The organism is Actinomycetospora sp. (genome assembly GCF_036497585.1).
In the GTDB taxonomy this organism is placed as follows: domain Bacteria; phylum Actinomycetota; class Actinomycetes; order Mycobacteriales; family Pseudonocardiaceae; genus Actinomycetospora.
Genome location: NZ_DASXJD010000260.1, coordinates 1 through 14,202 on the forward strand (window position 1 = coordinate 1; position 14,202 = coordinate 14,202).

Below are 14,202 nucleotides of genomic sequence, written 5' to 3' on the forward strand. Positions count from 1 at the left end.
ACCTCGAGAACGAGGAGGCGGGCCTGCCGGTGCACCAGGCCGCGCTGGCCGTGTTCGACCCACCCACCGGACGCCTGCTCGCCCTCGTCGACGGCGACCTGCTCACGGCGGCCCGTACGGCGGCGTGCTCCGCGCTGTCGATCCGTCACCTCGCCCCGCGCTCGACCTCGCCCCGCGCTCGGCGCGGACGCTCGCCGTCCTGGGCACCGGGCCGCAGGCCCGCGAGCACGTCCGCTACGCGTGCCTGGTCCACGAGTTCGACGAGGTCCTGATCGGCGGCCGCGACGAGGCGAAGGCGGCCGCGATCGCCGACGACCTCGTGCGGGAGGGCCTGCCGGCGCGCGGCACGACGATCCCGGCTGCGCTCGCCGCCGCTGAGGTCGTCTGCGCCGCGACGAGCACCGTCGACCCGATCGTGCGCCCCGGCGACGGCCCGGCGGGCCGGCACGCCACCACCCCGGGCGACAGGACGACGGCCAGGTGACGGTGTTCAAGTCGGTCGGTGTCGCGGTCCAGGACGCCGCGGCCGCCTCGGTGGTCCTCGCCGCCGCCGAGCGGGCCGGGGTGGGCACCGAGGTCGACCTGTGACGACCGGTGCTCAGGGAACGAGCACCCCGCGCCCGTGCATCCGGCCGTGCTCGAGGTCGGCGACCGCGTCCTCGAAGGCCTCGAGCGGGTAGGCCCGGGTCCGCAGCTCGACGCCGCCGGCGGCGGTGAGGGCGATGAGCTCACGCAGGTCGTCATGGGTGCCGACGGCGTTCCCGACGACGCTGATCTCCGGCAGGACGAGCGAGAAGGTGGGCACCCGCAGCTCCCCGCCGTAGCCGACGACGAAGTAGGTGCCCGCGGCCCGGACCATGGCCAGCGACGTGGCCGGGGCGTCGCCCTCCCCGACGAAGTCGATCACCGCCTCGGCGCCCGCGCCACCGGTGAGCCGGGCGAGCTCCGACGCGGCCCGGTCCGGGGCGAGCGCGTGGTGGGCGCCGCAGGCGAGGGCGAGCTCGAGGGCCTGCGGATCGGGATCGACGGCGATCACCTCGGCCGCGCACAGCGATCGCAGGCACTGCACCGCGATGTGCCCGAGACCGCCGATCCCGACGACCACCACGCGCGTCCCGGGTCCGAGCAGCGGCACCGCCTTGCGCACCACGTGCATGACGGTCAGCCCGGCGTCGGCGTGGGGAGCGACCGACCCGGGCGACAGGGCCCCGGGCAGGCGCAACGTCGCGCGATCGGTGGTCTTGAGCAGCTCGGCGAAGCCGCCCGGGCGGGTGAGGCCGTTGAAGGCCAGCCCGGCGGCGCACCGCATGTCGTCCCCGACACGGCACGCGGCGCACGTCCCGCAGGACTGCTGCGGGTGGCAGATGACGGCGTCGCCGACGCCGACGCTCTCCACCGCCGCCCCGACCTCCTGGACCCATCCGGTGTTCTCGTGGCCCAACGTGAGGGGGAGCTCCGCGGGGACGGCGGGGGCGAACCAGCCATCGCGGATGTGCACGTCGGTGCGGCAGAGGCCGGCGCCGGCGACCCGCACGATCACGTCGTGCGGGCCCGTGATCGTGGGTTCCGGCACGTCGTCGAACCGGAGCGGCTCGCCGTAGGCGTGCAGGCGGACGGCCTTCATCGCGATCTCCTCCTCGCTCGACGGCGTCAGACCCGGCTGTGGAGCAGGCCGTCGGGATAGGGGCCGTCGAGATCGGCGATCCCCATCGCGGCCATCATCTGGTCGTAGTCGTCCTGCGAGATGCTGTCGCTGTCGAACACGTATGCGGTGGTCATCGCGGTCTCCTTCGGTCGAGGTCCGGACGAGGGTGCGCGACGGCGGTCGCGGTGCGGTCGCAACGAGGTCGCGCCCGCCGGCGTCGTCGCTCAGCTCGGCCCGGTGGTGCGCTCGAGCCGCCGGAGCCACCCGCACATACCCAGCTCCTCGAAACCCGCAGCCGCCGCGGCGACGAGGGGAGCGGCGGCGGCCCGATCGCCGACCCGCAGGTGCATGAGGGCCTCGTCGTGGTCGACGACGGCCCGCAGGGGCCGCGCGCTCTGGGCCTCCAGCACCTCGCGCGCGGCGTCGAACCAACGGGACGCCTCCCCGCGGCGGCCGTCGAGCGCGCAGAGCCGGGCCAGGGCGAGGCGCGAGTCGGTCATGGGGAACCGGAAGTCGGACGGGCAGGGCCCGGTCGCGGAGAGCCTGCTCGACCAGCGCGAGGTGGTCCCGGCGGTCGAGCAACCACAGCGTCTCGGCGACCTCGTACGCGGTCCGCGCGTAGTTCGGCGCCCACGCCGGGGCGAGGCCCAGCGCCCGGACAGGCCGGGCGAGCAGGGGGAGTGCTGAACGGGACTCGCCCATCCGGGCCTGCCCGCGCGCGCCGATCGCCGTGATGCCCGCGCTGCCCCAGTGCCGCTCGGGACCGGGGCGCATCCATCGGTCGAAAGCGGCCATCCGTTCCGGCCAGCCGGTATCGAGGGCCGCGGTCATCGCGTCCTCCGCGCCCTCGTGGTGGAGGAGCTGCCACCCCAGCGGGAGTGCCGGCAGGCGTCGCACGAGCTCCCGAGACTGCTCGAGTGACGTCCGCGCCTCGGCGAGGGCGCCGAGCGCGATCCGGCAGCGCGCCTCGCCGGCGCGGCAGTAGACCGCCCAGGCGAGCCGCCCGTCGGCCTCCGCTGCGTCCGCCTCGGCGGCGAAGCGGGGGACCGCCCCGGCGTAGTCACCGATCAGGAACGCCCCGACGGTGGGGTCGGCGGCCGCGGCGCCGGGGATGCGTTCGCGGCGGGCGTGCACGGCGGCGAGGGCGTAGCGGGACAGGTCCCCGCGCCGGACGAGCCGCCCCGAGGCGAGGAGCGTCTCGAGGGCCGCCCGACGGCCCGGCAGGTCCAGGGGCATCCCCGGGTGGTCGGGGTCCGCCGCCTCCTGGCGCTCGAGGTCGAGCAACGTCACCGACGCCCGGCCGACCGGGTCGAGCTCGTGGACCGTGGCGGAGGCCTCCGCCGCGAGCTCCCAGGCGTGGGTGATGCTGCCGGCGGTCGCGAGCCCGACGGCGACGTCGGCCCGCGAGGCCGCCCCGGCTCCGGCGGCGACGGCGGCCCGGGCGCAGTCGACCGACTCGTCGAAGCGCAGGGCCCAGGCCAGGGCGTCGGCGCGTCGGGTCAGGAGGTCCGCGCGTCGCGTGTCGCCGTCGGGGACGAGGTCGAGGGCGATCCTGAGGAAGCCGGCGCGCTCGTCGTGGGCGCCCGCGTCACCGGCCTGGTCGGCCGCCTCCACCGCCGGTGTCACGCCGGCCGTGGACCCCGGGAGGGATGCCGCGTGGTGGTACTGGGTCGCCACCTCGGCCGGGGCGATCCGTCCGCCGTCGCAGCGTGCCGAGGACAGCGCCGACGCCAGCTCCAGGTGCGTGCGCAGCAGCCGGGAGGGGTTGACCTCGTGCCGGACGGTGTGCCGGATCAGGGCGTGGGTGAAGTCGTAGCGGTCGGGTGCGTCGGCGGGGACGACGAGCCGTGCCCGCAGCGCCTCGTCGAGGGCGGACAGGCCGTCGGACGCCGAGAGCCCGGCCGCCTCGCGCACGGGGTCGAACGGGAAGGAGCCCTCGACGCTCGAGGCGACGTCCAGCAACCGATTGGTGCTCGGGGCGAGCCGGCGGCGTCTCCGGGCGATGACCTGGCGCACCCCCTCGGGCACGGCCGACAGCGGCAGCGAGGTCTCGAGGGTCCCGTCCGGGGCGGCCCGCAGCCGGCCGTCCTCGCGGAGCTGCTGCGCGATCTCGCGGGCGAAGAACGGGTTGCCGTGGGTCTCGGCGGCCACGGCCTCCACGAGCGCGGCGGACGTGGTCCCGCCGGTCCACGCGCTCAGGACCTCCCGCAGCGACCCCCGGTCGAGGCCGCGCAGCCCGATCGCGGTGCAGTCGTCCTCGGTACGGAGCGCGGCGAGGGTGTCCACGAGGGGGTGGTCGTCGGCGAGCTCACCGACGCGGTAGGCACCCACCACGAGCAGCCGGTGGTCCGCGGCGCGACGCGCGACATGGCGGAACATGCTGACGGTGCCCTCGTCGGCCCAGTGCATGTCGTCGAGGATCAGCACCGTGGGCGCCTCGACGCAGCCGGCGACCACGAAGCGGGCCACGCCGTCGAGCAGCTGCCAGCGCCGTTCGTCCGGTGCCAGCGCCGACCGTGGCGTCCGACCGGGCTCCTCCACGAGCTGCCGCAGGGCCGGCGGGGCCGGAGCGCCGTCGAGGTGTCTCTCGAGTGCCTCGGCGAACGGGTGATACGGACGCTTCCCGGTGCCCTCCGGGCAGCGCCCCGACAGGACGCGGACCCCGCGCGGAGCCAGCTGCGTCGCGAACTCGGCCAGGAGCCGGGTCTTGCCGATGCCGGGCTCGCCCGACACGAAGGCGACCCCGCCCCGGCCCGTCTCGGCGTCCTGCAGCAGCCGGGTGAGCGTGTCCAGCTCCCGACGCCGCCCGACACACGCCGTCCTCGCCCGGGGGCCGACCGGCCGGGCGGCGCACGGCGACGGACGCAACGCGGGGTCGTGCGCGAGGACGGCGGCTTCGAGGGCCCGGGCCTCGGGTCCGGGGTCGACGCCGAGCTCGTCGGCCAGGACCCGGGCCAGGCGCCGGTAGGCCTCGAGGGCCTCGCCCTGCCGTCCGTCGCGGTACAGCGCGAGCATGAGGTGGGTCCACCGTCGCTCCCGCAACGGTTCCTCCGCCACCAGCTCCCGGCACTGCGCGGCGGCGTCGGGGTGATCGCCGACGGCCAGCACCGCGGCCATGCGTTCCTCGGTCGCGGTCGCGCGCAGCTCGTCGAGGAGGGCAGCCTCGGTCCGGGCGAACGGACGATCCGCGAACTCCGCGAACGCTGGACCACGCCAGAGGGCCAGCGCCTCGTCGAACGCGGTGACCGCGGCGGCGGGCTCGCCCCGGGCCGCCTCGCGGCGGCCACGGTCGATCGCCGCCCGGGCGAGGTCCGCGTCGGTCGCCATCCCGGTCAGCAGGTAGCCGGGAGACCGCGTGACGATGACCGGGCTCCCGAGCCTGCGGCGGAGCCGGAGCACGTAGTTCTGCAGCGTCTTGGCCGCGGTCCGGGGCGGTGCACCCCGCCACAGCGCGTCCACGAGCTGGTCCTCGGCGACCACGCGTCCGCGGTGTCCGGCGAGCACGGCGAGCAGACAGCGCTCCATGGCGCCGCCCAGCTCCATCTCGCCGGCCGGACCGACGACGTCGATCGGGCCGAGCAGCCGGACGATCGTGCCCACGTGACCAGCGTCACGCGACGATCATCGGCTGTCCAGGTGCAGGAGGGCCCGCGTCAGGCCTCGAGCCGCATCCGCCAGGCGTCGGTGACCAGTTCGGTGAGTCGGGCGACGTCGACCTTCTCGAGCCGCAGCATCACCAACGGGAACGGCTCGTAGGCCGGCGTCGAGAAGAACAGGTCGGGCTCCCCGAGGAGCAGCGCCTGCCGTTCCGCCTCGTCGCCCACGAAGAGCACCGCGATGTCGGTCCGCAGCACGCGGCGCCCGCCCGTGCGGTCGGGGTAGGACCACACGAAGCCGCGGCCCCGCACCCGGTAGTCGAACCCGTCGCTCTCGATCTCCTCGACGCCCTCCAGGGACAGCGCGAGACGCCGGACGTCATCCTCGTCGGCCACGCTCGCTGCTCCCTGTCCCCCTCGGCGGGCTCGATACGATGGCGCCCCGGCCAGACAATCCTCACCGACGGCGGGTGCGCCATGACAGTGCCTCCCGGGGTGCGGGAGCTCGTCCCCGCGGCCATCGACCGGTTCGGCGAGCGCGTCCACGCTGTCTCGCCCGACGCCTGGACCGCTCCGACCCCGTGCAGCGAGTGGACGGTGCGCGACCTCGTCGCCCACATGTGCTTCGAGCACCGGTGGGCCCCGCACGTCCTCGCCGGCGAGACGATGGACGACGTCGGCGACCGGTACGACGGCGACCTCGTCGGCGACGACCCGGTCCGCGCGTGGGACGGGGCCGCCGTCCGGTCGCGCGCGAGCTTCGCCGTGACGAGCTCGCACGCGCCGCGGGTGCACGTGTCGTTCGGGTGGCTCGACGTCGAGGAGTACGCCGTCCAGATGCTCGTCGACCTCACCGTGCACGAGTGGGACCTGGCCCGCGGCGCCGGGCTCGACGAGGGGCTCGACGACGCGTGCGTCCGGGCCACCCTCACCTACCTGCGCTCCGACCCGATCATGCTCACCGGGCCCGGCCTCTTCGCCGGCCCGATTCCCGACCCCGGCGACGACCCGGCCGACCGGCTCCTCGCCCTGGCCGGACGCGCACCGCGATGAGCTTCCCCGTGTGGGTGCCGCCGAGGTCGGGTACCAGCTGCACTTACGGTGGAGGGCGGTGTCGATGGGTCGAGGTGCGCAGCAGGGACGGGGCTTCCCGCCACCGCGCTCCGCCGATTGGCAGCGGCTCCTCGAGGAGGACGTCGACAGCGTCGAGGTCAAGATCCTGCTGGGCCCCGGGCCCGAGAAGGCCGCCGCGGCGCTCACCGGCCGCACCGCGCCCCGCTGGCGGTTGCGCCGGCTGCACCTGCTCGACACCCCCCAGCTGACCATCGCCCGCTCCGGTGTGGAGATGCGCCTGCGACGGCGGGCCCGCGGACGCCACGACCTCACGGTGCGGGCTCGCCGCCGCCACGGCCGCGGGTCGCGCCGGCCCCACCCGCCGGGCGCGCGCGTCGAGTTCGACGTGCTCCCCGACGCCGTCTGGCACACCGTCGAGCTGCGACGCGACGTCGACCCGGCGCTGGCCGAGGCCGTCGTCACCGGGCAGGCCCGCCCCGCCGAGCTGCTCACGCCGGACCAGGAGGAGTGGCTGTGGGCGGCGGCGGGGGTGTTCCCGACGACGTCGCTGGTGGCGCACGGACCGCTCGCGGTGCGGCGCGTCGGCCTCCCCGACGGCCGCTTCCGGGCCGGACGTGCCCACCTGGAGCACTGCCGCTACCCGAGCGGGCGGGAGCTCGTCGAGTTCTCCACCCGCTGCCGTCCCCACGCCGCCGGCGAGGTCGCCGGGGAGGTCACCCGCTTCCTCGCCGCGCGCGGGGTGGCGCCCTCGGGCCTGCACCTCACCAAGACCGCGGTCTGGCTCGACGAGCTGGCCCGGGACGTCCGCTCCGCCGGCGACCGCGGGATCGACGACGCCGAGCTGCCCCGCCCCCGGGGGTCCTGACTCAGCCCGGGACGTGCTCCAGGGCCACCCAGCCCTCGTAGCCGGCCCGGTCCAGCGCCGCGAGCCAGCGGTCGAGCGGGAGCGACCCGGTCCCGGGGGCGCCGCGTCCCGGGGCGTCGGCGATCTGCACGTGGGCGAGGTCCTGCCCGCGGGTGGCGACGAGGGCGTCGACGTCCTCGCCGTTCACGGCGAGGTGGTAGAGGTCGCCGAGCACCCCCGCGCCCCGGCTCCCGAGCGCCCCGACCAGCGCGAACGCATCCTGCGCCGTCGTGATCGGGTAGTCCTCGACCCCGCTGAGCGGCTCGACGAGGATGCGGCGTCCCTCGTGACCGGCCGCCCGCGCTGCCATCGCGAGCCGGTCGGCGGCGAGGTCGCGCAGCGGTCCGATCCCGACGAGGGTGTTGAACATCCGGGTCCCGAGCCGGCGGCCGACCTCGAGCCCGACGGCGAGCGTGTCGTCGAACTCGGGCTTCCGGCTCGGGTCGGACGCGATCCCGCGCTCGCCCGCGGCCAGGTCGCCACCGAAGAGGTTCATCGCGATCAGCTCGACCCCGGCGTCCTCCACGGCGGACACGACCGCGTCGACCTCGGCGTCCGAGGGGCCCGCCGTCGCGAACGGCCACCACGACTCGATCGCGGTGAACCCGTCGCCGCGGGCGCGCCCGGGGCGCTCCAGCACCCCGAGGTCCGGGTAGAGGATCGAGACGTTGGCCGCGCGCCCGGTCACGCCCGGTCCCCGAAGGCGGCGAGGCGACCGACGAGGTCGTCGAGCGCCTCGAGCCCCAGGTTGCCGACACTCACCCGCATCGCCCCGTCGTCCGCGGTCTGGAAGTCGGTCCCGGGCATCACCAGCACATCCTGCTCGGTCAGCAGGCCGGCGACGACGTCCGGGGTGGGCCGGTCGAACGGGTGCCGCACCCAGGCGAAGAAGCCGCCGCAGGTGAGCACCTCGAACCCACCGGGCCGCTCGGCGAGGGCCTTCGTGAACGCCGTGCGGCGCCCCGCGACCTCGGCGGCGCGCTCGGCGCGCCACTCCCCGGCGCGCGTCAGACCCGCCCAGGCCGCCTCCTGCCCGATGCGGGGGGCGCCGATGGCGACGCAGTCGAGCAGCTTCATGACGTCGCGGCGCAGCTCCGGCGCCCCGACGACGGCCCCGACCCGGTAGCCCGGCAGCGCGAGGTCCTTGGAGAAGCTGTGGAGGCTGACGACGGTCTCGCGCCAGGCCGGGTCGGTGAAGAGCCGGTGGGGCGGTCCCGGATCGTCGCGGAACGACCGGTAGGTCTCGTCGAGGACCAGGGCCAGGTCGTGACGACGGGCCAGCGCGGCGAAGGCGGCGAGCTCATCCGGCGGCACGGTGACCCCGGTGGGGTTGCCGGGCGTCACGAGCACGATCGCCCGGGTGGCCTCGGTGAGCAGCGGCTCGACGTCGACCGCGCGGGGCACGAGGTCGGCGTCGGGCTCGGCGACCACCGGGACGACGCCGTGCATCCGCAACCACATCTCGTGGTTGAAGTACACCGGGCGCGGGGTCACGACCTCGTCGCCGACTTCGGTCAGCGCGGCGGCGACCAGGCAGAAGGCCTGGTTGCACCCGGCCGTCACGACGACGTCGTCGGGACCGATCCGTCCGCCGTACTGCGCGACGAGGTCGGCGACGAAGGCCTCGCGGAGGTGGGGCAGGCCCGCCTGGGCGGCGTAGGCGGCGCCGCGGGGGTCGTGCGCCACGGCGGTGACGTGCTCGACGACCTCCGGCGCGGGCGGGTGGGCGGGCGCGGCCTGGGCGAGGTCGAGGAGCGGCCCGCGCCCGGCCCGCGTCGGGAGCCGGGCGTAGGCGGTGCCCACCGGGGAGTCGATCCCGGCCGAGACGCGGGCGGAGGAACGCACCCGGCCAGCTTCGCATGTGAACGGATTTCGTCGTGGGGACGACCGCGCAGCGCACCTATTCGACGGCGGCCCTCCCCGCCTCGAGTCGCGCCACCGGGATCCGGAAGGGCGAGCAGGAGACGTAGTCCAGTCCGGACCGGTGGAAGAAGTGCACCGAGTCCGGGTCGCCGCCGTGCTCGCCGCAGATACCGAGCTTGAGGTCGTGGCGCACCTCGCGACCCCGCCACGACGCGATCTCGACGAGCTCCCCGACCCCGACGGTGTCGAGGGACTCGAACGGTGACACCCCGAAGATGCCATGGTCGAGGTAGGCCGAGAAGAACGAGCTCTCGACATCGTCGCGGGAGAAGCCCCAGGTCGTCTGGGTGAGGTCGTTGGTGCCGAAGGAGAAGAACTGCGCGACCTCGGCGATCTCCGCCGCGACGAGCGCGGCCCGCGGCAGCTCGATCATCGTGCCGACCTGGTGGGGCACCGGCTCGCCGTCGACCAGCGACTCCGGCTCGGCCACCACCTCGGCGATCTCCGCCGCGACCGCCTGCAGCTCCTGCACCGTGCTGACCAGCGGAACCATGATCTCCGGCAGGACCGGCACGCCCTCGGCCGCCAGCGTCGCCGCGGCACGCGTGATGGCCCGGACCTGCATCGCGAACAGCCCGGGGACCGCGATGCCCAGCCGGACGCCGCGCAGCCCGAGCATCGGGTTCTGCTCGTGCAGCCGGCGCACCGCGACCAGCAGGTCCTCCTGCTCCTGGGTCACCTCGCCGCGCTCCCGGGCGAGCGCCACCTCGACCGAGAGGTCGGTGAGGTCGGGCAGGAACTCGTGCAGGGGCGGGTCGAGCAGCCGGATCGTCACCGGCAGGCCCACCATGGCCCGGAAGATCGCGGTGAAGTCCTCGATCTGCAGCGGCAGCAGCGCGGCGAGCGCCTTCTCCCGCTCGTCCTGGGTCTCCGCGAGCACGAGGGTCTCCACGAGCTCCCGGCGCTCGCCGAGGAACATGTGCTCGGTGCGGCAGAGCCCAACGCCCTCCGCGCCGAACGTGCGGGCGGTGGCGCAGTCCTCGCCGGTGTCGGCGTTGACCCGGACACGGAGCCGGCGCCCGTTGTCGGCGTGCCGCATGATCCGGTCGACTGCCGCGACGAGGTCGTCGTTCTCCGCGAGGCCGGTCGAGCCCTCGAAGTAGGACATCACCGGGCTGGCGACCACCGGGACCTCGCCCAGGTAGACCTCGCCGTTGGTGCCGTCGATCGAGAGCATGTCGCCCTCGACCACCTCCCGGCCGTCGGGCAGCGTCAGCTTCTTGGCCCGGACGTCGACCTCGAGCTCCTCGGCGCCGCACACCGCGGTCTTGCCCATCCCGCGGGCGACGACCGCGGCGTGCGAGGTCCGCCCGCCCCGGCTGGTCAGCACGCCCTGGGCGGCGATCATGCCGTCGAGGTCATCGGGGGTGGTCTCGCGCCGGATCAGGATGACCTTCTCGCCCGCCTTCGCGCGCGAGACCGCGGTGGGGGAGTCGAACACCGCGGTGCCGCTGGCGGCGCCCGGCGAGGCGTTCATGCCAGTGGTCAGCAGCTCCTTCGCGGCGTCCCGGTCGAACCGGGGGAACATGAGATTCGCCAGCTGCGCGCCGGTGACCCGGAGCAGCGCCTCGTCCATGTCGATGAGGCCCTCGTCGACCAGCTCGACGGCGACGGTGAACGCGGCGGCCGCCGTCCGCTTGCCGACCCGGGTCTGGAGCATCCAGAGCTTGCCGCGCTCGATGGTGAACTCGATGTCGCACAGGTCGCGGTAGTGCTGCTCCAACGTCGTCATGATCGACATGAGCTCGTCGTAGGAGGACTTGTCGATCCGCTCGAGCTCGGTGAGGTGCAGCGTGTTGCGGATGCCCGCGACCACGTCCTCGCCCTGCGCGTTCTGCAGGTAGTCGCCGTAGACCCCCCGGGCTCCCGACGCCGGGTCGCGGGTGAACGCCACGCCGGTGCCGGAGTCCATCCCGAGGTTGCCGAACACCATCGAGCAGACGCTCACCGCGGTGCCGAGATCGGCCGGGATGCGCTCCTGGCGGCGGTAGATGTTCGCCCGGTCGGAGTTCCACGAGTCGAAGACGGCCCGGACGGCGAGGTCCATCTGCTCGCGCGGGTCCTGCGGGAACTCGCGCCCGGCGTGCTCGCGGACGACGCCCTTGAACGTCTCGACGAGGGTCGCCAGGTCGGCGGCGTCCAGGTCGAGGTCGTTCTTCGTGCCCTTGGCGTGCTTGGCCGCGTCGAGGGCCTCGGCGAAGTGCTCGCTCTCGATCCCGAGGACAGTCGCGCCGAACATCTGGACCAGGCGCCGGTAGGAGTCCCAGGCGAAGCGCTCGTCGCCGGCCTGGGCGGCCAGTCCCTTCACCGAGGAGTCGTTGAGGCCGACGTTGAGGACGGTCTCCATCATCCCGGGCATCGAGAACTTCGCGCCGGAGCGCACCGAGACGAGCAGCGGGTCGTCGGCCTGGCCGAGCTGCTTGCCCATCGTCGTCTCGAGGGCCGTGAGGTGCTCGGAGACCTCGGTGGCCATCCCGTCGGGCTCGCGGCCGTCGGCGAGGTAGGCCCGGCAGGCCTCGGTCGTGATCGTGAAGCCCGGGGGCACCGGCAGCCCCAGGTTCGTCATCTCCGCGAGGTTGGCGCCCTTGCCGCCCAGCAGGTCCTTCTGGTCCTTGTCGCCCTCGGCGAAGTCGTAGACGAACTTCGTCATCGTCACCGTCCCCTGGTCCGCACCGCCCTGCCGACGGCACCCGAAGACGCTGGCCCCTCGACGGCGTCCACACCATGGCCGAAAGGGGAGTGACTCGATCCAGAAGCCTCTGGCGCGGCCTCAGGGGGGCGGTGCCTCGGCCCCGTCCTTCTCCAGGAGCACCTCGCCCTCGAGGCCGTCCGGGTCGCGGAAGAACATGCTCCAGGCGCCGCCGAAGTCGTTGACGGTGCCGTCCGAGGCGCCGTGCTCGACGAGCCGGGCGCGGATCGTCGCGAAGGCCTCCGGCGAGGCCGCGTGCAGCCCGAAGTGGTCGAGGCGCCCGCGGTGCCACATCGGTGTCTGCCGGTCGGCCTCGCCGCTCGAGGGGATCGTGAAGACGTTGAGCTCGGTGTGCGGGCCGATCCGCACCACCGTCATCGTCTCCTCGCCCTGCTGCCCGTGGGGGCGCATCTCCCCGATCTCGGCGTCGAAGACCGCGGCGTAGAAGGCGCCGAGGCGCGCCGGGTCGTGGGTGATGGTCGCGATGTGGTCCACGCCGTCGAGCAGCACCGGCCGAGGGTCCCGCGAGCGGTCGCCGTTCGGCAACCGTGTCGGCGGCGCTCCGGCTTTCGCGGCGACGGTCCACGGGGCAGGGTGGGCGTGCCCGCATCCCGTGCCGCGGTGGAGCAGCGCCGCGGCCCGACCCCAGGACGGTGCCGGATGGCCGACGCCCCGATCGACGTGGATCCCGAGGGCACGCAGGAGTGGCGGGAGGCGCTCGAGTCGGTCCTCGCGGTGGAGGGCCCGGCACGCGCCCACGACCTGCTCGACGGGCTGATCTCGCAGGCCCGGGCGGCGGGCGCCCCGGTGCCCTACTCGGCGACCACGCCGTATGTGAACACCATCCCGGTCGACGCCGAGCCGCCGCACCCGGGGGACCGGGCTATCGAGCACCGCATCCGGTCGGCGATCCGCTGGAACGCGGTGGCGATGGTGCTGCGGGCGAACAAGGAGTCGAGCGAGCTCGGCGGGCACATCGCAAGCTTCCAGTCGGCCGCGACGCTCTACGACACCGGCTTCCAGCACTTCTGGCACGCGCCCTCTCCAGGGCACGGCGGCGACCTGGTGATGATGCAGGGCCACTCGTCGCCGGGGATCTACGCACGGGCCTTCCTCGAGGGCCGGCTGACCGAGGACCAGCTCGACGCGTTCCGTCAGGAGACGGGTGGACACGGGCTCTCGTCGTATCCGCACCCGTGGTTGATGCCGGAGTTCTGGCAGTTCCCGACGGTGTCGATGGGCCTGGGCCCGTTGATGGCGATCTATCAGGCGCGGTTCCTGAAGTACCTGCACGGCCGCGGGCTGGCCGACACCGAGAACCGGCACGTGTGGGCGTTCCTCGGCGACGGGGAGATGGACGAGCCGGAGTCGCTCGGAGCGATCTCGCTGGCCGGGCGGGAGCACCTCGACAACCTGATCTTCGTCGTGAACTGCAACCTGCAGCGCCTCGACGGCCCGGTGCGGGGCAACGGCAAGATCATCCAGGAGCTGGAGGGCATCTTCCGGGGCGCCGGCTGGAACGTCGTCAAGGTCATCTGGGGCAGCCGCTGGGACGAGCTGCTCAAGCGCGACACCACCGGCCGGCTGCACCAGCTCATGGAGGAGTGCGTCGACGGCGAGTACCAGACGTTCAAGTCCAAGGACGGCGCGTACGTCCGCGAGCACTTCTTCGGCAAGTACCCCGAGACCGCGGCGATGGTCGAGGACTGGACCGACGCCGAGATCTGGGCGCTGACGCGCGGCGGCCACGACCCGTCGAAGATCTACGCGGCGTACCAGGCCGCGGTCACCGAGCCCGACCGGCCGACGGTGATCCTGGCCAAGACCGTCAAGGGCTACGGGATGGGCGAGGCCGGGGAGGGCCAGAACATCTCCCACCAGCAGAAGAAGATGGCCGGTGAGCAGCTGCGGATCTTCCGGGACCGCTTCGACCTGCCCGTCGCCGACGCCGACGTCGACTCCCTGCCCTACCTGCGGCTCGGGGACGAGGAGGCGGAGTACCTGCGTCGCCACCGCGAGGCCCTGGGTGGGTCGCTGCCGGCGCGCCGGCGCCGGTCGGAGTCGTTGGAGGTGCCCGACGTCTCGGCGTTCGGGGCGCAGCTGGCGGGGTCGGGGGACCGGCAGATCTCGACGACGATGGCGTTCGTCCGCGTGCTGAACACGCTGCTGCGGGACAAGAAGATCGGGAAGCGGGTCGTGCCGATCGTTCCCGACGAGTCCCGCACCTTCGGCATGGAGGGCATGTTCCGGCAGTTCGGGATCTATTCGCGGGTCGGTCAGCTCTACACGCCCGAGGACGAGGGCCAGCTGATGTCCTACCGCGAGGCGCAGAACGGGCAGATGCTGCAGGAGGGCATCAACGAGCTGGGCG

11 protein-coding genes are annotated in these 14,202 nt (G+C 74.2%); 5 read left to right on the forward strand and 6 right to left on the reverse strand.

Annotated features, from left to right (window positions below; genetic code table 11):
- Nucleotides 1-124 precede the first annotated feature (124 nt).
- Together VGH76_RS26855 and VGH76_RS26860 are read left to right on the forward strand one after the other, a co-directional pair.
- On the forward strand, nucleotides 125-484 hold the full coding sequence (locus VGH76_RS26855; protein ID WP_331559832.1) for a hypothetical protein: 360 nt from the start codon (nucleotides 125-127) through the stop codon (nucleotides 482-484).
- Complete coding sequence (locus VGH76_RS26860; RefSeq protein ID WP_331559833.1) at nucleotides 481-588, forward strand: hypothetical protein; 108 nt, start codon at nucleotides 481-483, stop codon at nucleotides 586-588. Before VGH76_RS26855 ends, VGH76_RS26860 begins: the two co-directional genes overlap by 4 nt.
- Nucleotides 589-598: 10 nt before the next feature.
- Here VGH76_RS26860 and VGH76_RS26865 read toward each other — a convergent pair whose 3' ends face one another.
- Nucleotides 599-5,245 (reverse strand): BTAD domain-containing putative transcriptional regulator, encoded by a 4,647-nt coding sequence (locus VGH76_RS26865; RefSeq protein WP_331559834.1) that lies wholly within the window; start codon nucleotides 5,243-5,245, stop codon nucleotides 599-601.
- Nucleotides 5,246-5,298: 53 nt separating this feature from the next.
- Nucleotides 5,299-5,637 (reverse strand): MmcQ/YjbR family DNA-binding protein, encoded by a 339-nt coding sequence (locus tag VGH76_RS26870; RefSeq protein WP_331559835.1) that lies wholly within the window; start codon nucleotides 5,635-5,637, stop codon nucleotides 5,299-5,301.
- A gap of 81 nt (nucleotides 5,638-5,718) precedes the next feature.
- Between VGH76_RS26870 and VGH76_RS26875 the strand changes: the two genes are divergently transcribed.
- Both VGH76_RS26875 and VGH76_RS26880 read left to right on the forward strand, forming a co-directional pair.
- Nucleotides 5,719-6,294: a TIGR03086 family metal-binding protein gene (locus VGH76_RS26875; RefSeq protein WP_331559836.1), complete on the forward strand. Its 576-nt coding sequence runs from the start codon at nucleotides 5,719-5,721 to the stop codon at nucleotides 6,292-6,294.
- Nucleotides 6,295-6,358: 64 nt separating this feature from the next.
- Nucleotides 6,359-7,180 carry a hypothetical protein gene (locus VGH76_RS26880; RefSeq protein WP_331559837.1) on the forward strand — a complete coding sequence of 274 codons (822 nt, stop codon included), beginning with the start codon at nucleotides 6,359-6,361 and terminating at the stop codon, nucleotides 7,178-7,180.
- A gap of 1 nt (nucleotide 7,181) precedes the next feature.
- On the opposite strand, the gene VGH76_RS26885 is transcribed toward VGH76_RS26880, so the two are convergent.
- From VGH76_RS26885 to VGH76_RS26900, 4 genes are all read right to left on the reverse strand, one after another.
- The gene (locus VGH76_RS26885) at nucleotides 7,182-7,907 is read right to left on the reverse strand and encodes a hydroxypyruvate isomerase family protein (protein ID WP_331559838.1); all 726 of its coding nucleotides are present in this window, start codon (nucleotides 7,905-7,907) and stop codon (nucleotides 7,182-7,184) included.
- Nucleotides 7,904-9,064, reverse strand: coding sequence for an aminotransferase (locus VGH76_RS26890; protein WP_331559839.1), 1,161 nt, complete (start codon nucleotides 9,062-9,064; stop codon nucleotides 7,904-7,906). Before VGH76_RS26890 ends, VGH76_RS26885 begins: the two co-directional genes overlap by 4 nt.
- Before the next feature lie 55 nt (nucleotides 9,065-9,119).
- On the reverse strand, nucleotides 9,120-11,792 hold the full coding sequence (gene ppdK, locus VGH76_RS26895; RefSeq protein ID WP_331559840.1) for a pyruvate, phosphate dikinase: 2,673 nt from the start codon (nucleotides 11,790-11,792) through the stop codon (nucleotides 9,120-9,122).
- A 120-nt stretch (nucleotides 11,793-11,912) separates the two neighbouring features.
- Nucleotides 11,913-12,341, reverse strand: a complete 429-nt coding sequence (locus VGH76_RS26900; protein WP_331559841.1) for a VOC family protein — start codon at nucleotides 12,339-12,341, stop codon at nucleotides 11,913-11,915.
- A 150-nt stretch (nucleotides 12,342-12,491) separates the two neighbouring features.
- Here VGH76_RS26900 and aceE point away from each other — a divergent pair.
- Nucleotides 12,492-14,202: pyruvate dehydrogenase (acetyl-transferring), homodimeric type (gene aceE / locus VGH76_RS26905; RefSeq protein WP_331559842.1), on the forward strand; the 1,711-nt coding region annotated here is incomplete at its 3' end.